Origin of the sequence: Paragemmobacter straminiformis, from assembly GCF_014243445.1 — a bacterium.
GTDB classification, from domain to species: domain Bacteria; phylum Pseudomonadota; class Alphaproteobacteria; order Rhodobacterales; family Rhodobacteraceae; genus Paragemmobacter; species Paragemmobacter straminiformis.
In genome coordinates, this window is record NZ_JACLQD010000001.1 from 968,878 (window position 1) to 986,230 (window position 17,353).

The 17,353-nt window shown below is 67.3% G+C and carries 19 protein-coding genes; 3 read left to right on the plus strand and 16 right to left on the minus strand.

The genetic code is table 11. The annotated features are described in order from the left end of the window. Positions 1–105 precede the first annotated feature (105 nt). A complete protein-coding gene (locus tag H7F16_RS04535; RefSeq protein ID WP_185796334.1) occupies positions 106–1,206 on the plus strand; it encodes a sigma-54 interaction domain-containing protein in 1,101 nt (366 codons plus the stop codon). Positions 1,207–1,224: 18 nt separating this feature from the next. Here the strand turns inward: H7F16_RS04535 and fliD are convergent, their stop codons facing one another. Continuing rightward, entirely contained in the window at positions 1,225–2,865 is a 1,641-nt protein-coding gene (gene fliD / locus H7F16_RS04540) for a flagellar filament capping protein FliD (protein WP_185796335.1), read from the minus strand. 406 nt (positions 2,866–3,271) lie between these two features. On the opposite strand from fliD, the gene H7F16_RS04545 reads away from it, so the two are divergent. Both H7F16_RS04545 and rpoN read left to right on the plus strand, forming a co-directional pair. Then, positions 3,272–4,729, plus strand: coding sequence for a flagellin N-terminal helical domain-containing protein (locus H7F16_RS04545; protein WP_185796336.1), 1,458 nt, complete (start codon positions 3,272–3,274; stop codon positions 4,727–4,729). A gap of 184 nt (positions 4,730–4,913) precedes the next feature. Then, a complete protein-coding gene (gene rpoN / locus H7F16_RS04550; protein WP_185796337.1) occupies positions 4,914–6,251 on the plus strand; it encodes an RNA polymerase factor sigma-54 in 1,338 nt (445 codons plus the stop codon). Between the two features lie 159 nt (positions 6,252–6,410). On the opposite strand, the gene H7F16_RS04555 is transcribed toward rpoN, so the two are convergent. The 15 genes from H7F16_RS04555 to H7F16_RS04625 form a co-directional block, all read right to left on the minus strand. Further along, on the minus strand, positions 6,411–7,100 hold the full coding sequence (locus H7F16_RS04555) for a PDZ domain-containing protein (RefSeq protein ID WP_185796338.1): 690 nt from the start codon (positions 7,098–7,100) through the stop codon (positions 6,411–6,413). A gap of 4 nt (positions 7,101–7,104) precedes the next feature. After that, positions 7,105–7,812, minus strand: a complete 708-nt coding sequence (locus H7F16_RS04560; protein ID WP_185796339.1) for a hypothetical protein — start codon at positions 7,810–7,812, stop codon at positions 7,105–7,107. Between the two features lie 51 nt (positions 7,813–7,863). Then, positions 7,864–8,055 carry a hypothetical protein gene (locus tag H7F16_RS04565; protein ID WP_185796340.1) on the minus strand — a complete coding sequence of 64 codons (192 nt, stop codon included), beginning with the start codon at positions 8,053–8,055 and terminating at the stop codon, positions 7,864–7,866. Next, entirely contained in the window at positions 8,052–9,200 is a 1,149-nt protein-coding gene (locus H7F16_RS04570; RefSeq protein ID WP_185796341.1) for an EscU/YscU/HrcU family type III secretion system export apparatus switch protein, read from the minus strand. Before H7F16_RS04570 ends, H7F16_RS04565 begins: the two co-directional genes overlap by 4 nt. Next, a complete protein-coding gene (gene fliR, locus H7F16_RS04575) occupies positions 9,187–10,005 on the minus strand; it encodes a flagellar biosynthetic protein FliR (protein ID WP_185796342.1) in 819 nt (272 codons plus the stop codon). The genes H7F16_RS04570 and fliR overlap by 14 nt, the downstream gene beginning before the upstream one ends. Beyond that, positions 10,005–10,271: a flagellar biosynthesis protein FliQ gene (gene fliQ / locus H7F16_RS04580; protein ID WP_185796343.1), complete on the minus strand. Its 267-nt coding sequence runs from the start codon at positions 10,269–10,271 to the stop codon at positions 10,005–10,007. Before fliQ ends, fliR begins: the two co-directional genes overlap by 1 nt. A 4-nt stretch (positions 10,272–10,275) precedes the next feature. Then, positions 10,276–11,013 carry a flagellar type III secretion system pore protein FliP gene (gene fliP, locus H7F16_RS04585; RefSeq protein ID WP_185796344.1) on the minus strand — a complete coding sequence of 246 codons (738 nt, stop codon included), beginning with the start codon at positions 11,011–11,013 and terminating at the stop codon, positions 10,276–10,278. Beyond that, positions 11,010–11,279, minus strand: a complete 270-nt coding sequence (locus H7F16_RS04590; RefSeq protein ID WP_185796345.1) for a flagellar biosynthetic protein FliO — start codon at positions 11,277–11,279, stop codon at positions 11,010–11,012. Before H7F16_RS04590 ends, fliP begins: the two co-directional genes overlap by 4 nt. Before the next feature lie 177 nt (positions 11,280–11,456). Next, on the minus strand, positions 11,457–11,738 hold the full coding sequence (fliN, locus tag H7F16_RS04595; protein ID WP_185796346.1) for a flagellar motor switch protein FliN: 282 nt from the start codon (positions 11,736–11,738) through the stop codon (positions 11,457–11,459). Positions 11,739–11,742: 4 nt separating this feature from the next. Then, complete coding sequence (gene fliM / locus H7F16_RS04600) at positions 11,743–12,714, minus strand: flagellar motor switch protein FliM (RefSeq protein WP_185796347.1); 972 nt, start codon at positions 12,712–12,714, stop codon at positions 11,743–11,745. Positions 12,715–12,725: 11 nt separating this feature from the next. Then, on the minus strand, positions 12,726–13,304 hold the full coding sequence (locus tag H7F16_RS04605) for a flagellar basal body-associated FliL family protein (RefSeq protein ID WP_185796348.1): 579 nt from the start codon (positions 13,302–13,304) through the stop codon (positions 12,726–12,728). 10 nt (positions 13,305–13,314) lie between these two features. After that, entirely contained in the window at positions 13,315–14,850 is a 1,536-nt protein-coding gene (locus H7F16_RS04610) for a flagellar hook-length control protein FliK (RefSeq protein WP_185796349.1), read from the minus strand. A 53-nt stretch (positions 14,851–14,903) separates the two neighbouring features. After that, positions 14,904–15,314 carry a hypothetical protein gene (locus tag H7F16_RS04615; protein ID WP_185796350.1) on the minus strand — a complete coding sequence of 137 codons (411 nt, stop codon included), beginning with the start codon at positions 15,312–15,314 and terminating at the stop codon, positions 14,904–14,906. After that, entirely contained in the window at positions 15,311–16,639 is a 1,329-nt protein-coding gene (locus tag H7F16_RS04620) for a FliI/YscN family ATPase (RefSeq protein WP_185796351.1), read from the minus strand. The genes H7F16_RS04615 and H7F16_RS04620 overlap by 4 nt, the downstream gene beginning before the upstream one ends. Beyond that, complete coding sequence (locus tag H7F16_RS04625) at positions 16,636–17,352, minus strand: FliH/SctL family protein (RefSeq protein WP_185796352.1); 717 nt, start codon at positions 17,350–17,352, stop codon at positions 16,636–16,638. The genes H7F16_RS04620 and H7F16_RS04625 overlap by 4 nt, the downstream gene beginning before the upstream one ends. Position 17,353: the final 1 nt, after the last annotated feature.

Consider the following 17,353-nt stretch of genomic DNA (forward strand, 5'->3'; position numbering starts at 1 on the left):
AAGGGTTCTCTCCCCTCCGTTCCGTTAACTAAAACCCTCCCTCGGTAACCATAATTTTCACTTCAGAGTGCTAAAACGAAAATGTGAAGACAGGGAGAGATTGTCATGACCAGTGAATGGCTTGCCCGCGACGTAGCCGCTCGCCCGCTGCCCGTTGCCCCGGAAACCATCGACCGCATCATCGTCGGTGACTCTGCCCCCATCCGCCAGCTCAAGCGTCTGATCGCCGCCGTCGCCGTCAGCGATGCCGCCGTGGTCGTCACCGGACCGACCGGCGCGGGCAAGGAACTCGTGGCCGAAGCCCTGCACCGCGCATCGGGCCGTTCGGGCCCGCTCGTCGCAGTGAACTGCGCCGCCATCCCTGCCGAACTGCTTGAATCCGAACTTTTCGGCCACGAGAAAGGCGCCTTCACCGGGGCCGACCGCGCCCGCATCGGCCGCATCGAACAGGCCAACGGCGGCACGCTCTTTCTGGACGAGATCGGCGACATGCCCCCCGCCCTGCAAGCCAAACTGCTGCGCGTTCTGGAAACCCGCCGCGTGCAGCGCCTCGGCTCCAACTGCGACACGCCGGTCGATTTCCGCCTTGTGACCGCGACGCACCGCGACCTGTGCCAGGCCATCGAACGCGGCGATTTCCGCTCGGACCTCTACTACCGCATCAACGTCTTTACGCTTTGCGTGCCCAGCCTTGCCGAACGCACCTGCGACATCCCGATGATCCTTGCACGGATGATCTCGGACCACCTGTGCCAGAACCCCGCCGCCGATGCGCCGCACTTCGACCTGTCGGCCATCCGCGCCCTCGCCGCCCACAGCTGGCCGGGCAACATCCGCGAGCTGAAGAACGTGCTGCAACGCGCCTTCGTCATGCTTCCCGGCCGCATGGTCACCGCGCGCCACGTGCGCGACAACCTGCTCGGCATGGCGATGCCCGATCCCGAAGGCGACGATTACGCCCTGCCCGAAGCCGCTCCTCTGGGCGGCGACATGCCCGATCCCTCGGCCTTTCACGAAGCCCTCGGCAAACTGGGCGACATCGACCTGCGCGGCTACATCCGCGACATCGAAGTCGCCATGATCGAAGCCGCCCTCGACAAGCGCTGCGGCAATGTCGCACAGGCCGCCGACATGCTGCGCCTGCGCCGCACCACGCTGATCGAAAAGATGAAGAAGTTCGGCATCCGCCGCGGCCTCGACGCCTGAACCGTCAGGCGTCGGGGATCACCCCGACTTGTTCCACTGCGCGACAAGGTTGGTCAGGTAGTTCCCCGTGCTTTTCATGGTCGAGATCGAAGCCTCCATCGCCGTGAACCGCGACAGGTAACGCTTTTCCAGCTTGGCCGCCCGCACGTCAAGCTCGGCCAGCTTCGTATTCGCCTCGGTGATGCGGCTGCCCAACTGGTCCTCGCGCGTCCCGATCCCGCCGCCGGTCAGCGCCGCCGTCATCAGCCCGTCGATCGACGACAGGAAACTGCGCCCGAACAACACCTTGGTTTCGGTCACATCGGCAGGTGCGTTGACGATCAACCCCGAAAGCGGCCCGTCCAGCACCGCAAATTGCTTGCGCCCGTCCGAAAGCGTCATGCCCAGCGTGCGGTATCCGTCCAGCGTGGCGCTGCCCGTGTCGGGGTTCACCACCAGATCATAGGCCCCCGATTTCGCCTCGGCCCCCACAAGCCCCCGCACCTCGACCCCTGCGGTCGAAGCGCCGAGCCGGTTGGCAAAGACCGCGTCGAACTTCGCGGGGTCCGCCTTGAACGCCGTCTCGAAATCCAGCGCCTTCAGCTTCAGCGTCCCGTCCCGCTGCGTCGTGACCCCAAGGTCCGACAGATAGACCGGCTGCGCGCCGAACCCCGTGATCGGGGCCGCGATCAGGCGCGAAAGCTGCTGCTTCATCGCCTCGATCACCTGATCCCCCGCCAGCGCACCGGCGGTCGACCCGTTGACCGACCGCGCCGACACCTCGTTCAGCTTGGCCCGCGTCGCGTTCACCTGCTCGACAAGATAGCTCAGGTTGCCTCGCGCCGTCTCGATATCGCGGCTGAAACCGATGGTCGTCTTGGTCCCCGCAGGCGCGCTGATATCAAGCGTGGCACCGGGGATCAGATCGTCGATCGTGTTGCCGGGACGGAACACGGCGATTCCGTCGACCTCCAGCACCGCATCCTGCGCGGCCTGAATCTGCACCGTGTCATTGGTCAGCGTCGTGTCAAAGGCCGAAAGCCCCGCCACAGTCTCGCTCGCCGTGAAACGCAGCGCCGATCCTGCCCCCGCCTCGCTGACGACCCCAAGCGAGAAGGTGCCGTTCCCCTTGTCGATCACCCGCGCCGAAACCCCGTCAAGCGCATCCAGCGTCTCGGCAAGCTGGCTCAGGGTGACACCGTCGGGGATCGTCATGGTGTTGACGGTGCTGTCGGGGTTCACGGCAAAACTCTTCCCCCCGTTCGCATCCTCGAACCAGGCTCCGGTCTCCATCTGCAACTGCCCCGCACCGACAAGCGTGTCGGCGCTGGCAAACCCCTTGAACTCCAGCACCTGCCGCGATGCGGTCTGCACCACGCCGATGCTGCGGGTCGTGTTCACGATCTTGCCGGGGTCGGTCACCGTGACCGCCACCCCCGAATGCCCCGAGGTCGCCTTCAGGATCGGCGTCGAGTTCAGCGCCGTAAGCGCCCCCTGCAACGATTGGAACTGCGCCCGCACCTGCCCCAGCGTGGAAATCGACAGGTTCGCCGTGTCGATCTTGCCTTGCTGCGACTTCTGCTGCGGCGTGATCTCGGCCGCCACCAGCGAAGCCGTCAGACCGGTCAGGCTCAACCCCGATCCGTTCTTGTTCAAAGTGCTGAGGATATCGACGGCCATGAAGGGCGCTCCTTTGTCCCGTCCAATTACGACCCGAACCCCGTTCCCTTTAGCGTTCCGGCCCCCATCCCAAGGCAAATCGCATGCCAGCCCGCGCGCGCCCGCGTGAAAGGGCGCCGCCCCGCCGCCTTGCCCGCCGGATGACAGGCCCCGCAACAGCCGCCGCACCCAAGCTGCCCGCCCCCGCCCCGTGGCGGCAACAGGCCCCCAACCGCGCGGAAACGGGCCGCCCGGATCGCGCCTTTTGCCCGAAAACCCGCAGCCGTCCGCAACAGGACCCGGCCTAACCCATTGAATCCTATCGCTCTTGGGTGAATCTTTGCCACCCCGCTAAACATCCCCCAATCGGGTCGTTGTGATTGCCAGGCGCTTAGCGGCGCAAACGGTAACTCAGGAGGCTGACACCATGACGACGATCAATACCAACATCGGGGCCATCGCCGCTCAGGCGAACATGTCCAAGGTCAACGACGACTTCAACCAGGCCATGACGCGCCTCTCCTCGGGCCTGCGCATCAACGCAGCCAAGGACGACGCCGCCGGCATGGCCATCGCCGAAAAGATGACCGCACAGGTCATGGGCATCAACCAGGCGGTCCGCAACGCGACCGACGGCAAGAACCTGCTCGACACGACGGAAAGCGCGCATGTCGAAGTTTCGAACATGCTCCAGCGCATGCGCGAACTGGCCGTCCAGTCGGCCAACGACACGAACACCGGTTCGGACCGTGGCAACATCACCGCTGAATCGCGCCAGCTCGTGGCCGAAATCAACCGCATCGCCGAAAACACCACCTTCAACGGCATGAAGGTCATGGACGGCTCGTTCAACGGCAAGCAGTTCCAGATCGGTGCCGACCTCGGCCAGACGCTGAACATCTCGATCGACTCGGCCGCCGCAACCTCGATCGGCGCCTACAAGGTCAAGTCCGAAGTGCTGACCAGCACCACCGGCGGCACCGCGGGCAGCGAAAACCTGATCATCTCGGGCCATGCCGGCAACACCGAAATCGACACCTCGGCCAACATGTCGGCCAAGGATCTCGCCGCCAAGGTCAACGCGGCTTCCGCCCAGACCGGCGTGCAGGCTTCGGCCGTCTCCAAGGCCAAACTCTCGGGCCTGAGCGATGAGGCCAAGATCTCGTTCAAGGTGAACGGCGCGTCGATCGGCACCGTCGCCATCTCGAACAAGAACGACCTGCGTTCGCTCCGCGATGCGATCAACACCAAGACCACCTCGACCGGTGTGACCGCTTCGATGGGCTCGACCAACGGCGAAATCGTCCTGACCGACTCGACCGGCAAGAACATCGAAATCAGCGACTACGCCTCGACCGACTCGGCCGGCGGCGCGGGTGCCGACCTCGACATGACCGGCCTGAACACCGACGGCACCGCCGCTTCGGGCCCCGAAACGCTCGACTCGACCAACGCTGCGGCAACCGTGACCGGTCAGGTGACCTTCACCTCGACGCAGACCTTCTCGGTCAACTCCTCGGCCCCGACGGACGGCTTCTTCTCCAACAACGCCAATGCCGCCGAACTGAGCCAGGTCGCTGAAATCGACCTCTCGACCGCCGAAGGCGCCTCCGAAGCCATCACCGTGATCGACGTCGCGCTGCAAAAGATCAGCCAGGCGCGCGGCAACCTCGGTGCCATGTCGAACCGCCTCGACTCGACGATCTCGAACCTGACCAACATCTCGGTCTCGGTCCAGGCCGCCAAATCGCAGGTCGTCGACGCCGACTTCGCGGCCGAATCGACCCAGCTCGCCCGTGGCCAGATCCTGTCGCAGGCCGCCACCGCGATGCTCGCGCAAGCGAACTCCTCGAAGCAGAACGTGATGTCCCTGCTCCGCGGCTGACGTAAAGCCGACATACGAAAGATAGCCCCGGCGTCCAAACGCCGGGGTTACCATATTTTCCAATGACTTAGCCGGTCAAAAACCCGCGTTCCCGTCGGGTTCTCCGCATTTTAGGGGTGTCAAACGGTTATTTTGCATGCCGCGCCCCGCCTTGGCAGTTTGCACGCCAAGGGAGAATCCTCACATGCAACTTTTCGCAAGCCAGACCGTCGGACAGCGTCAATCGCTCGTCGTCACTGCCCAACTCCAGCAGGCGATCCAGCTTCTGCAAATGGGCAATTCCGACCTGCAATCCTTCATCGAAGGACAGGCGGAAGAGAACCCTTTCCTCGAACTCGGCCTTCCCAGGGCCCCCGCCCCGCGCGAGATGTCCCTGCCCTCGCAGGCCCGCGCCGGCGGCGATGACGACTGGGACCGCATCGGCCAGCTCGCCGCCGACCCCGGCCCCTCGCTCTATGCCCATGCCAGCGCCGAAGTGGCGCGGCTCGACCTGTCCTCCGCCGACCGGATGCTCGCGGGCCTGTTCCTCGACGCGCTCGAACCTTCGGGCTGGCTCGGCCAGCCGGTCAGCGCCATCGCCGAACGCGCAGGCGTCGACGAAGAACACGCCACCCATCTGCTGCGGATCCTGCAACGCATCGAACCCGCTGGCCTTTTCGCGCGCAACCTTGCCGAATGCCTGCGCCTGCAAGCGGCCGAACAGGGGCTTCTGACCCCCGCCTTCGACAAGCTTCTGGCCAACCTGCCCATGCTCGCAAGCGCCGACCTGCGCGGCCTGACCCGCGCCTGCGGCGTCGATCTCGACACGCTGAAGGCCATGCTGCGCCAGATCCGCAGCCTGAACCCCAAACCGGGCGCAACCTTCGACGCCGCCCCCTCGCCGCAGCGCCCGCCGGATCTGATCGTCACCGCCAGCGCCGAAGGCTGGCGCGTCGATCTCAACCGCTCGACCCTGCCCAGCGTCGTCGTCCGCGCCGATGCCGCCCGCGACATGGGCACCCGTCGCACCGAGGCGAACGCCTATGTCGCCGAACGCCTCTCGGTCGCCCGCTGGCTGGCCCGCGCCGTCGAACACCGCAACCAGACCACGCTCAAGGTCGGGGCGGAAGTGGTGCGCCGTCAGGCCGATTTCCTTCAGGGCGGCCTGTCCCGGATGCACCCGATGATCCTGCGCGAGGTGGCCGAAGCCATCGGCGTGCATGAAAGCACCGTCAGCCGCGTCTGCGCGGGCATCCTCATCGCCACGCCGCAGGGCACCTTCCCGCTGAAAAGCTTTTTCAGCGCCGCCCTCGGCAGCAGCACCGGCGACGCGCCCGGCTCGGCCTCGGCCGTCCGCCACCGCATCGGCAAGATGATCGCCGCCGAAAATCCCGAAGACCCGCTGTCCGATGACACCATCGCCCGCATCATCAAGGACGAGGATGGCATCCACCTCGCCCGCCGCACGGTCGCCAAATACCGCGACCAGCTGCGCATCCCCTCGTCCGTCGACCGCCGCCGCCGCGCGGTGATGAACGGCTAGGCACAGCGCGCGGGGCAAGGCACTTCCGCCCCCTCCGCCCCCTCCGGCCCTTGCGCAGGCTGAACACGGGGCAAAAGCGCCCCTGCGTTCAGCCTTGTCCAAATACTCTCAGGGGGGGGGTCGCGCCTGCGCGACGGGGGGCGGAACGCCCCCCTTTTCTCAGACCGTCACAGGCTCGGCGCTGCGGGGTTTTGCGGCAAAGAGGTAATGGTCCTCGGGCTGCAAGCGCAGATAGGTGGCATGGGCCTCGGCCTCGCTGCGCGCGGCCAGAACCGCGCCGAACCCCAGACCCCGCGCGCGGCGGTCCATACGCAGATACAGCGCGAAGGCATGGCGCAGATGCACCGCCCCCGCCGCCTGCACGACCAGCGCCAGCAGCGGATGCACGATGCCCCCCGCCACCACGGCCGCAACCAGCATGGCAAAGGGCAGCCATAGCCGCATCTGCGCCAGCCAAAGCTGCGGCGCGATCAGCGCAAGGCTCGGCAGCGACAGCGGGTAAAGGTCATAGCTGCCATCCGCCGCACGCAGCACCTCCCAGTTGCGCAAAAGCGCAGGGTCGATCCGGCGCCGCGCTCCGTCCTCGGGCAGGGCGGGCACAGCCTCCCACAGGCCCAGATCGGCGCGCGTGGCCAGAACCGTCAGTTCGGCCGCGCCACGCTGGAAGGTCAGCGCAACGGGCTTGCCGCCGCCCTCGGCCATGCGCCGCGCAAGCAGCGCCGCATCGCCCTGAAAGGCCCGCCCGTTGATCGCCGCCAGCACATCGCCCGCCCGCAGGCCAAGGGCGCGCCCGCCGCTTGCCGCAGGCAGGTCTTTCAGGCGCAGGGTCAAAGGCGTGGTCTCGGTCATGGTCTCACGGGTAAACGAAAGGATCGGGTTCGGCGGGCTTTGCGGGCCGCGCCGCGGGTCTGGCTGCGGGCTTCGGGGCCGCCGCAGGCGCTTGCGTCGGGGCAGGCGTCGCCACCCGATCCGCCGCCATGCCCTGCGCCAGAGTCTGCAACTCTTCCAGCAGCGCCTTCACCTCGGGGCTTTCGGTGGCCGCCCCCGCCGCAGGTCCGGCCGCCAGCGCCGCCAGCACCTCGGCCTTGGCCGCGTCGACATCTTCCTTCACGCCCTCGCGGATCGTGGTGGCGACCTCGGCCCCCATCGGTTGCTGCGACCGGCCCAGCTTGGCCAGATCGCGCCCGACCTGCGCGGTCATCTCGTCCAGTTTCGCGGCGATCTTGCCCTCGCGCTCTTCGGTGGTGTCGAGCAATTCCTTGAACCGCGTCACCTGCTCGACCAGCAGTTCCGCCGCCGTGGCCTGCACCTCGCCCGCCTCGCGCAGATCGGCGACCGACCTGAACCAGACCAGCCCGCCAAGCGCCAGCCCCAGCAGCGCGCCGACAGCCGCCCCGCCGGCAAGCGCGGCCGACCGTTTCTGTCCCCGCGCCACGCCCTCGGCAAAGCTGCGATGCGCCGCCGACAGGCGCGAGATGTCCTCGGCCGCGAAATTCGCCGCCTCTGCCGCGTCGAGCGCGCGTTTGACGGCTTCTGTGATCTGGTCGGGCTCGGTTGCCATGCCATGCTCCTGATGGGTCGGTTTTCCTTGGCAAGTTCCATGCCAAGCGGCCTAGCGCCGCCGCTGCACCCATGCGGCAATCTGGAAGCGAAAGGCCGCGCACCCGGTGCCCAGCGCGCAGATGCCCAGCACCGCCCGCTCGGCCCAGCCCCGCGCCGGATCGGTCGCGGCCAGCAGGAAATAGACCCCCGCCCCGCCGAACACCGCGCTCGAGACCGCCTCGCCCGCCGTCATGCGTTTCATGCCAGTCCCTCCGCCCGTCCGAATTCGTCAAAACGCAGGCCTTCGGGCAGGTCGACCTCGGGCAGCGACGACCCTTCGCCCCGCTCCAGCCGGTAGACATGCGCCAGAATGGCCGCCACCGCGCCGAACAACTGCTCGTCGATCTCGGCCCCGATATCGCCCGTGAAATAAAGCGCCCGCGCAAGGATCGGCACCTGCAACGGCGCCAGCCCCACCTTGCGCCCCCGCGCCATCACCTCATGCGCCATCGGCCCCTTGCCCATGGCAAGGATGACCGGCGCCCGCGTCTCGCCCGGCACGTAGCGGATCGCCACCGCGAAATGCGTCGGGTTGGTGATGATCGCCGTGGCGCGCGGCACATCGTCAAGCGCGCGGCGCTGCTTGGCGGCGCGGCGGCTCGCCTCCATCTGCAACTGCCGCATCCGGCCCTTGACCTCGGGCGAGCCGTTCTGCTCCTTGCCCTCTTCCTTGACCTCTTGCAGCGTCATCATCATCTTCTTGCGCATCGACAGGATCTGCCAGGCAAGGTCCGCCGCCCCGATCGCCGCAAGCCCCAGCGTCAGCGCCGAAACCAGCTTCAGGATCGCCCCGCCCAGCACCGACAGCGCCGTGCCCGCCGACTGGCTCCACAGCCGCCCCAGTTGCGGCAGCATGCCCTGCACCACCAGCCAGCCGATTCCGCACAGCACCGCGACCTTGACCACCGCCTTGGCCAGCTCGACCAGCGCATTGACCGAAACCATCCGCCCCAGCCCCGCCGCCGGATTGATCCGGCCGGGGTTGAAACCCATCGCCTTGGGCGACCAGTGCAATCCCCCCAGCACAACCTGCAAGCCGATGATCGCGGCCATCAGCGGCAGGGCCACCGCCACGGCCGCGCCCAGAATGTGCCAGAACGCCTCGGCGATACGGATATTGGTCAGATCGCCCAGCGCCTCGGCCCGACCCAGACGGAAGTAATCCGCCCAGACCGGCACGAATTGCGGCAAGACCTTCGGCCCCATCGACAAAAGCCCCGTCGCCACCGCAAAGCCCGCAAAGACCATCGCCTCTTTCGAGGTCAGGACCTGCCCTTCCTCGCGCGCGTCGTCCTTGCGTTTCTGCGTCGGCTCCTGTGAGCGTTCGGCGCCTTCATCTTCCGCCATCGTCGCCCTCCAGCATCTGGCCAACCGCGGCGATGCCTTCGGTCACCACATCGTCAAGCGCCGATCCGGTCACGGGGGCGGTCACGTAAAGCAGGACCAGCGTCGCCGCCATGGTGATCGGAAAGCCGAAAGAGAACAGGTTCAGCGACGGGGCCGAACGCGTGACGATCCCCACCGCGATGTTGAGAAGCAGCAGGCAGGCCACCACCGGCAGCATCGCCCCCATGCCCAGCGCGAACATCCGGCTTCCCGCCGTCAGCCCGGTCGCGACGATGCGGGTGAAATCGACAGGCGCGCCGGGCGGCACGGACTGGTAGCTTTCCAGCACGATCCGGATCGCCGCCAGATGCCCGTCCGCCCCGAGGAACAGCATCAGCATGAACAGGCCGAACAGCTGCGCCACCACCGGCGTCTGCCCGCCCGCCGCCGGGTCGAACTGCGCGGCGAAGCCAAGCCCCGCCGTCGCCGCGATCCGGTCACCTGCCAGCGCCGCCGCCCCGAACAGGATGGTCAGCACCATGCCCGCCACCAGCCCCAGCGTGATCTCGGTGAACAGGATGCGCAGCGCGCCCAATCCGGCCATCGCTTCGGGCGCGGGCAGGGCAACGCCCCCCGCGATCCCGCCTGCCATCACCGGAAGCGCCATCACCACCACCGCCATCAGCCGCACCTGCACCGGCACGAACCGCCCCCCGAACCCCGGCGAGGCGATCAGGAACGACCCGATCCGCAACATGGCAAAGCCATATTGCGCCAGCCACCCCGTGACCGCGCCAAGCTCCAATCCGGGCAGCATCGGCTCCATCAGTGAATCGCCGCGATGGTCTGGAACACGTAGGCGAAGTAATCCGTCATCCGCGTCAGCATGAAGCCCGAAGCCAGCGCCAGCGTCCCCATCGTGATGGCAAGCTTGGGCACAAAGGACAGCGTCTGTTCGTTGATCGACGTCGCCGCCTGCAACACCCCGATCACAAGCCCCACGACCAGCGCCACGCCCAGCACGGGGCCGGCCACCACCAGAATGTTCCAATAGGCGATCTGCAAATTCTCGATATTGCTGTCGAAATCCATCGCCTCAGCCCCCCAGCCCGTAGGTGGCCGCCAACGACCCCACCGTCAGCGCCCAGCCATCGACCAGCACGAAAAGAAGCAGCTTCAGCGGCAGCGACACCAGCATGGGCGACAGCATCATCATGCCCAGCGCCATCAGGATCGAGGCCACGACCATGTCGATCACCAGAAACGGCAGATAGATCAGGAACCCGATCTGGAACGCCGTCTTCAGCTCTGACGTCATATAGGCCGGCAGCAGGACCGGCAGCGGTACGGCATCGTTGTTCGCATAGGGCGCGTCCCCCGCCAGATGCTGGAACATCAGCAGATCGTTCTGCCGCGTGTTCTCGATCAGAAAGCCCTTCACGATATGGCTTGCCGCATCAAAGGCCGGCTGCGCCTCCATCTGCCCGTCAAGATAGGGCGACAACGCCTGGTCATAGACCTGCGTAAAGGTGGGCTGCATGATGAAAAAGGTCAGGAACAGCGCCAGCGCCACCAGCACCTGGTTGGGCGGGGTCTGCTGCGTGCCAAGGGCCTGACGCAGGATCGACAGCACGATGATGATGCGGGTGAACGCCGTCATCCCGAGCAGGATCGACGGCAGCACCGTCAGCGCCGTCATCAGCGCCACGATCTGCAAGGACAGCGAATAGCTCGTGCCCTCCGGCCCCTCGGTCAGGCTGATCGCGGGCAGGCCCTGCGCATGGGCGGCAAGCGGCAGCAGCAACAAAAGCGCGGCAAGCAACAGGCGTTTCATGCCACGCCCTCCCGCTTCGGCAGGGGCTGCATCACAGGGGCCGCCCCCTTGGCCTTCAGCACCAGGAACTCCTGCCCGTCGACCGCAAGGATCATCGCCCGATCCGTCGGAGACAGCGCCGCCGATTCCACCAGCCTCACCCGCCGGTCGCCCGCGATGCGGCGGGACATCCCGCCCTTGTTGATCTGCACCACCAGCCAGCCAAGGCCAAGCACGGCCATGAACAGGCCAAGGGTGATAAGTTGGTCAGGTCTGATCGCGTCCAAGTGTCGGCACTCCGGCAATTACACCGGATGCGTGCAAAGCCCGTGCCGCGACGCCGATTTCTGACACAGAAATCGGAACGAAATCTGACCCAGATTTCGTGCGCCCCCCTTGGCAGCGGGGAGAAGGCGGAATTCGCGTCGGATTCCGGCGCGATTGCCGCGCCGGAAATCGCCCCCTCAGACGGTCTCGGCCCGCTTTTCCGGGTCGATGATCTGCCCGAAGCGGATGCCGAAGCGTTCGCCCACCATCACCACCTCGCCCTTGGCGATCAGCGTGCCGTTGACCAGCACATCCAGCGGGTCCCCCGCCAGCCGGTCCAGCTCGATCACCGAACCCTCGTTCAGGCGCAGCAGGTCGCGGATCGTCAGCTCCGCCCGCCCGACCTCGACCGTCAGCTTGACGCCCACGTTTTCCAGCAGCCGCAGCCCGTCATGGCCGCCCTTCAATGCCTCGTTCATATCCTTACCCCTTGATCTGTTTCGTGATGCTCAGCGCCGCCTTGCCCGCCACATCGCCCGGCACGGCCTCGAAATAGGCCTTGCCGCCGATCAGAAGCTGCACCGTATCGGCCAGCTTGGCGGGGATCACGTCGCCCTCTTTCAGCGCGGTCAACTGGCGCAGCGCGATTTCCGGCTCGCAAAGCCGCGCCTGCACCTCGAGCGGAATCGACATCACCGCCCGCTCCAGCCGGTCGCGCCATGACTGGTCGTCGTCGAGGAAGTCCGACTGCATCCGGCTGCGCAACTGGCTCGCGATCGGCTTCAGCGTCTGGAGCGGATAGAGAATGTCGAAACTCGCGGGTTCCGCATCGGGCAACTGCACCATGAAGGAACAGTTCACCACCATGTCGTCACCATCGACGAAGGCCGCGAATTGCATGTTCTCCTCGCGGCTGACCACGTTGAAGGTCAGCCCCATCAGATCGCGCCACGCCAGTTGCAGCGCCGAATTCAGACGGTCGGTCACGATCTCGATCACCCGCTGTTCGGTCGCGGTGAATTCGTTGCGGTGGCTTTTCACATAGCGCACCTGCCCGCCGTAATAGGCATCGGTCAGCAGACTGATGAAGGGCGGCGGAATCACGATCAGATGGTTGCCGCGCAGCTCCTCGATCTTGGTATTCGTCAGGCTGACGAAATTGTCCTGGCTGTTGCGGTAATCGTCAAAGCTCCGCGTCTCGGCCGGAAAGGCCGAAATCCGCGGCTGTATCCGCAGCATCGGCAGAAAGACCGACCGCGCGATGCGGCAGAAGCGTTCGTTGATCATCCGCAACGCATGGTAATCGCCCATCAGCGACAGGTCGTTCGACCCGAAGACATAGGGACGGACCTCGGCACCGCTGAGCGATGTCTCCATATCCCCCGGCGCATCCATCAGCCCGCCCACAAGGGCGGCGACTTCACCTGCGGAAAGCTTGCGCGGCTTGGCGGCCATCTTCACGGCCCTTACTGCAACACGAAGGACGGGAAGAACACGTCCTCGACACCGCCGAAACCCTCGGCCTTCTCGAGCCGCGCGTTGATCGCCTCCTTCAGCGCATCGGCCAGATGGCCGCGCCCTTCGGGGCCTGCGATATCCTCTTCGGAAAAGGTCGACAGCACCGCCAGCATGTCCGATTGCAGCGCCAGCTTGTGGGTTTCCACATTCTTGATCACCGACTCGTCATATTGCGTCGAAACCCCGATCTCGACCTGCAGGAACCGCCGCGACTCGCGCAGGTTCGAGGTGATGGGATCGGGAAAGGTGAAATAGCTGGTCTGGAACAATTCCTCTTCCGGCACGGGCTTGGGCACCTTGTGCAAGGCCCCCTCCTCGCCATGCGCGGCGGCGTCGCCCTCGGCGGGTGCGGCGGCTTCGGGGTCGATCAGCTTGAGCATGTCCTGCGCCGGCGACAGCGGATTGGCGAAATAGAACCAGCCCCCGCCGAAACCCGCGCCCAGCAGCACCACCGCGAAAAGCAGCGTTTTCAACAGGCGCAGCACGCCCCCCTTGCGCTTCGGCGCGTCGATCGCTTCCATCGTCATCTTTCGTTCCTCAGGCCATCAGGTTGACAAGACCCGCCCCCGCGCTGCGCGGGATGGCGATGCTGCCCCCCTCGCTGCGTCGGGTTTGGGCCAGAAATTCCGTTGCGCGCGGCCCCCTCGGGGCTTGGCGTTCATCACGCGGCTGGCGGCTCTCCGCGCTTTGCCCGCCCAGGTCGACTCCGGCCCGCGACAGGCTTTCCGACAGCCGGTGCTGGCTTTCGGTGAACAGCTTCGCCGCTTCCGGCGTGGCGGTCACGATCTTGACCTGCGCCTGCCCGTCCGACAGCTCCAGCTTGATCCGCAGCGGCCCCAGCTTTTCGGGGCTCAGCGACAGTTCGATCTCTTGCCCGTCATCCGACAGGTCGGCCGCGATACGGTCGGCCAGCACCTGCTCCCAACCCGGAAGGTCGGTGCGCAGCGGCGGCGCGGCCAGCCGCAGCTCGGGCAGAGCGGCGCTTGCCACCTGCGCCTGAAGCTGCGCCGCTCCGGTCGCGGGGTCCAAGGTCGCATCCACGGCGATTTCGGGCTTCCGCGCCTTGCCCTCGGGCGTCACCTCGGCGCGCGCAGCCACCGTCACGACCTGCAAGGCCGCATCCTGAACCGGCATCCGAAGGGCATCGGCGGGTTTGTCCTTGGCCGCAGCCTCCTTCGGCGCTTCGGCGGCCAAAGCTGCCGCAGGCAGGGCGGCGGGCAGGGTGGCAAAGGCTTCGATCTTCACCTGCACCGCGCGTTCGGCCATCGCGGGCGCGGCTTGCGCCAGTTCCAGCGCGGGGGCCATCACAGCCTGCGCCAAGGCACTGTCGAGCGCCTGCGCCACTTCGGCATGGTCCAGCGCTTCGGGCGCGGTCTCGTCCTCATCCGCGCGGGCGTCGCTGGCGGGTTCGGCCACCTCGGCGGCAACGGGCAGCGGCACCGCAGGAACCGCAACGGTCAAAGCTTCCAGCGGCGCGGGCAGCGCATCTTCGGCCTCCGGCGCGGTATCGGCTTCTGCCGTGGCAGGCTCGATCGCCGCGCCATCAGCCGACCCGTCGCCCGCGCCAACCGCAAGCTGCGGCTCGGGCAGAATGTCTTGCGCGCCCGGGGGCGGTTCCGCCCCGTCCTCCGCCGCCTGCCCCTGTTGCGCGGCAGGCTCCGGCAGGGCCACGGCCTCGCCCTGCCCCCCCGCCCCGCCGCCAAGGCGCGCCGCGTCACCCGCCACGGGCACCACATCGGCAACAGCCCCCCCCGCCGCCAGCGCAGCGCCAAGGGCAGAGCCACCCATCAATCCGGCAAGCAGGGCCTTGGTCGCCGCCGCAGCCCCGCCAGCGGCAACCCCGCCAACCGAAGCCTTAACAGCCACATCCCCGCCAACCACATCCCCGAAAGGCGCAGTCTCCGCAGGTGCCGCAGCCGTGACCTTTGCGGCATCGGCACTGTCTGGCGCATCGCCCAGCGCCTTTGCCAGATCGCCCGCAAAATCACCGCCACCCGCCGCCACCGCAGCAGGCTGCACCGCACCCGCGACGGGTTCGGTCATGGCCAAGGCGGGAAGGATCACAGGCGTCATAGGATCGGGTTCCTGAAAGAGGTCTCGCCCCCTGTTGCAACTTCGGTGCCAAGTCAGCGGCGACGCGGCGGCATTGCGGCATCGCGCAGGGCTTGCCGCGCCTCGGCCTCGCCCTGCCGCGCGGCTTTCGCCTTGTCGGTCAGCAGCGAAAGGCGGTGTTCCTCTTTGGCCAGCTTCGCCTGCGCCTCGGCCAAAGCCTGCGCCAGCGCCGCCTCGCGCGCACACTGGCGGTCGATCTCGGTCAGGATCTGCCCCACCATCCCGCGCTCGGCCCGCAGCGTCGCCATGCTTTGCACCGCCCCCTGCGACACCCGCCGCTCGGCCAGTGCCGCCGCCAGCCGCTCGGCCGTCCGCGCGGCCTCGGCCTTCTGCACCGCCACCTCGCGCACCTCGCCAAGGGTCAGCGCCATCCGCGCCCGTTCCTTCAGCGCCATCAGCGACAGGGTTTTCGACCGTTCGTTCACATACCACCCCGTGCCAGCGCAACCAGCGCGTCACGGCTCTCGGCGAAGGGGGCCGCCTCATGCGCGCCTTGCCGGATGAACCCCTCGATCTGCGGCCAAAGCCGGATCGCCTCGTCAAGGTCGGTGTCCTGACCGGGCACATAGCCGCCCATCAGCATCAGGTCGCGGTTGTCCATGTAAAGCGAGATCATCCGCCGCAGCTTCTGCGCCGCCGCCCTGTGTTCGGGGTCGGTGATGTCGCCCATCACGCGGCTGGCCGATTGCGGCAGGTCCACCGCCGGATAGATGCCCATCTGCGTCTGCCGCCGCGACAGCACCATATGCCCGTCAAGGATCGCCCGCGCCGTATCGACCACCGGATCGTTCGTCGTGTCATCGCCGTCGGCCAGCACCGTGTAGATCGCGGTGATCGCCCCTTCGCCCGGCAAGCCCGGCCCGGTGCGTTCGATCAGCCCCGGTATCAGCGACACCACCGAAGGCGGATAGCCCTTGGCCGTCGGCTGCTCGCCCAGCGCCAGACCGATCTCGCGCTGCGCATGGGCGACACGGGTCAGGCTGTCCATGATCAGCAGAACCTGCTTGCCCTGCGCCCTGAAATGCTCGGCAATCGCCGTGGCCCGCCGCGCCGCGCGCAGGCGCAGCAGGGGCGAGCGGTCGGCGGGAACGGCGACCATGCAGATCCGCCTCGCCGCCTCGCCCTGCATGACCGACCGCACAAAGGCGCCGACTTCCCGCGCCCGTTCCCCGATCAGCCCCACCACGATCACATCGGCGGTGGTGAAACGCGCCATCATCTCCATCAGCACCGATTTGCCGACACCCGACCCCGCGATGATCCCGATCCGCTGCCCCTGCCCGATGGTCAGCGCGGCATTCAGGATGCGCACGCCCACATCCAGCGGCTTGTCGACAGGCGTCCGCGCAAGCGGGTTCATCTGCCGCCCCGCAAGGGGCCAGACCGCGTCGCAGCGCGGGCTTGGCAGCCCGTCGAGCGGATGCCCCTCGGCATCGACCACGCGCCCCAGCAGGGCATCGCCCACCTCGGCCATCTGGCCGCCACCGATCACCCGCACCCGCGCTCCGGCGATCACCGCCGCGCCGGGCTGGTTCAGGAACAGCATCACATGCCCGCGCGCAAAGCCGATCACCTCGCCCTGCACGCAATCGCCCGTCTCGGTGTCAATCTCGCACATCGTGCCGGGGCTGGCGGGAAAGCCCGTCGCCTCCATGATCAACCCGTCATAGCGCAGCACCCGCCCCTCGACACGCGGGGCAACCACGGCATGGCGCGACACATCCGCGACCAGTTGCGAAAGCAGGCTCATGCCGCCCCCCCGATCAGATCCGACAGCACGATCCCCTCGGCGCGCACGACCACATCGCCGCGATGCAGGCGCGCATCGGCAGCGACCGTGGCCCCGTTCAGCTCCGACCCCGGCAGATAGGGCGTGATCGCCGCAAGGTCATCGGGATGCAAAGCCACCGTCACCGCCCGCACGCCCTGCGCCACACGGTCGGCCAAAGCCTCGATCCGCCTGACGAAAGGCGCGGGAAGCGCGTCGATCACCTGCCCCGCGCGGGCCGAGGCCATGTCCCGCACCGCCGCCGTCAGCGCCGCCGAAAGTTCGGCCCCGCCTTCGGCCCCCGTCACCCCCAACCGCGCCACAAGCGCGACAAAGGCATCCCGCGCCGCGACGACACCCGCCTCGGCCTCGGCCAGCCCCTGCGCGCGGCCCTCGTTCAGGCCCTTGGTCAGCCCCGCCGCATGCCCTTCGGCAAAGGCCGCAGCCCGCGCCTCGGCCAGAATTTCCTCGGGCGAGGGCGGCACGATCTCCGGCTCGGCGACGATCTCGGCCTCAATCGGCGCATCTTCCTCGACCACCGCAGGCTCGATCCGCGCAAGCGCCTCCATCCGCACCGCGCGGAAACTGCCGTCCACGGGGCCACGCGCCGCGCCCGAAAATCCCTTGCCGGCATTGGCGCGGATCAGCGCCATCACCTCGGCCGTGCCCATCGTCTGCGCCCGTGCTTCGGCCATC

Bases quoted from the DNA above. Each gene is read 5' to 3' on its own strand.
- H7F16_RS04535 (WP_185796334.1), top strand. From the start codon at position 106: ATGACCAGTGAATGGCTTGCCCGCGACGTAGCCGCTCGCCCGCTGCCC.
- fliD (WP_185796335.1), bottom strand. From the start codon at position 2,865: ATGGCCGTCGATATCCTCAGCACTTTGAACAAGAACGGATCGGGGTTG.
- H7F16_RS04545 (WP_185796336.1), top strand. From the start codon at position 3,272: ATGACGACGATCAATACCAACATCGGGGCCATCGCCGCTCAGGCGAAC.
- rpoN (WP_185796337.1), top strand. From the start codon at position 4,914: ATGCAACTTTTCGCAAGCCAGACCGTCGGACAGCGTCAATCGCTCGTC.
- H7F16_RS04555 (WP_185796338.1), bottom strand. From the start codon at position 7,100: ATGACCGAGACCACGCCTTTGACCCTGCGCCTGAAAGACCTGCCTGCG.
- H7F16_RS04560 (WP_185796339.1), bottom strand. From the start codon at position 7,812: ATGGCAACCGAGCCCGACCAGATCACAGAAGCCGTCAAACGCGCGCTC.
- H7F16_RS04565 (WP_185796340.1), bottom strand. From the start codon at position 8,055: ATGAAACGCATGACGGCGGGCGAGGCGGTCTCGAGCGCGGTGTTCGGC.
- H7F16_RS04570 (WP_185796341.1), bottom strand. From the start codon at position 9,200: ATGGCGGAAGATGAAGGCGCCGAACGCTCACAGGAGCCGACGCAGAAA.
- fliR (WP_185796342.1), bottom strand. From the start codon at position 10,005: ATGGAGCCGATGCTGCCCGGATTGGAGCTTGGCGCGGTCACGGGGTGG.
- fliQ (WP_185796343.1), bottom strand. From the start codon at position 10,271: ATGGATTTCGACAGCAATATCGAGAATTTGCAGATCGCCTATTGGAAC.
- fliP (WP_185796344.1), bottom strand. From the start codon at position 11,013: ATGAAACGCCTGTTGCTTGCCGCGCTTTTGTTGCTGCTGCCGCTTGCC.
- fliN (WP_185796346.1), bottom strand. From the start codon at position 11,738: ATGAACGAGGCATTGAAGGGCGGCCATGACGGGCTGCGGCTGCTGGAA.
- fliM (WP_185796347.1), bottom strand. From the start codon at position 12,714: ATGGCCGCCAAGCCGCGCAAGCTTTCCGCAGGTGAAGTCGCCGCCCTT.
- H7F16_RS04605 (WP_185796348.1), bottom strand. From the start codon at position 13,304: ATGACGATGGAAGCGATCGACGCGCCGAAGCGCAAGGGGGGCGTGCTG.
- H7F16_RS04610 (WP_185796349.1), bottom strand. From the start codon at position 14,850: ATGACGCCTGTGATCCTTCCCGCCTTGGCCATGACCGAACCCGTCGCG.
- H7F16_RS04620 (WP_185796351.1), bottom strand. From the start codon at position 16,639: ATGAGCCTGCTTTCGCAACTGGTCGCGGATGTGTCGCGCCATGCCGTG.
- H7F16_RS04625 (WP_185796352.1), bottom strand. From the start codon at position 17,352: ATGGCCGAAGCACGGGCGCAGACGATGGGCACGGCCGAGGTGATGGCG.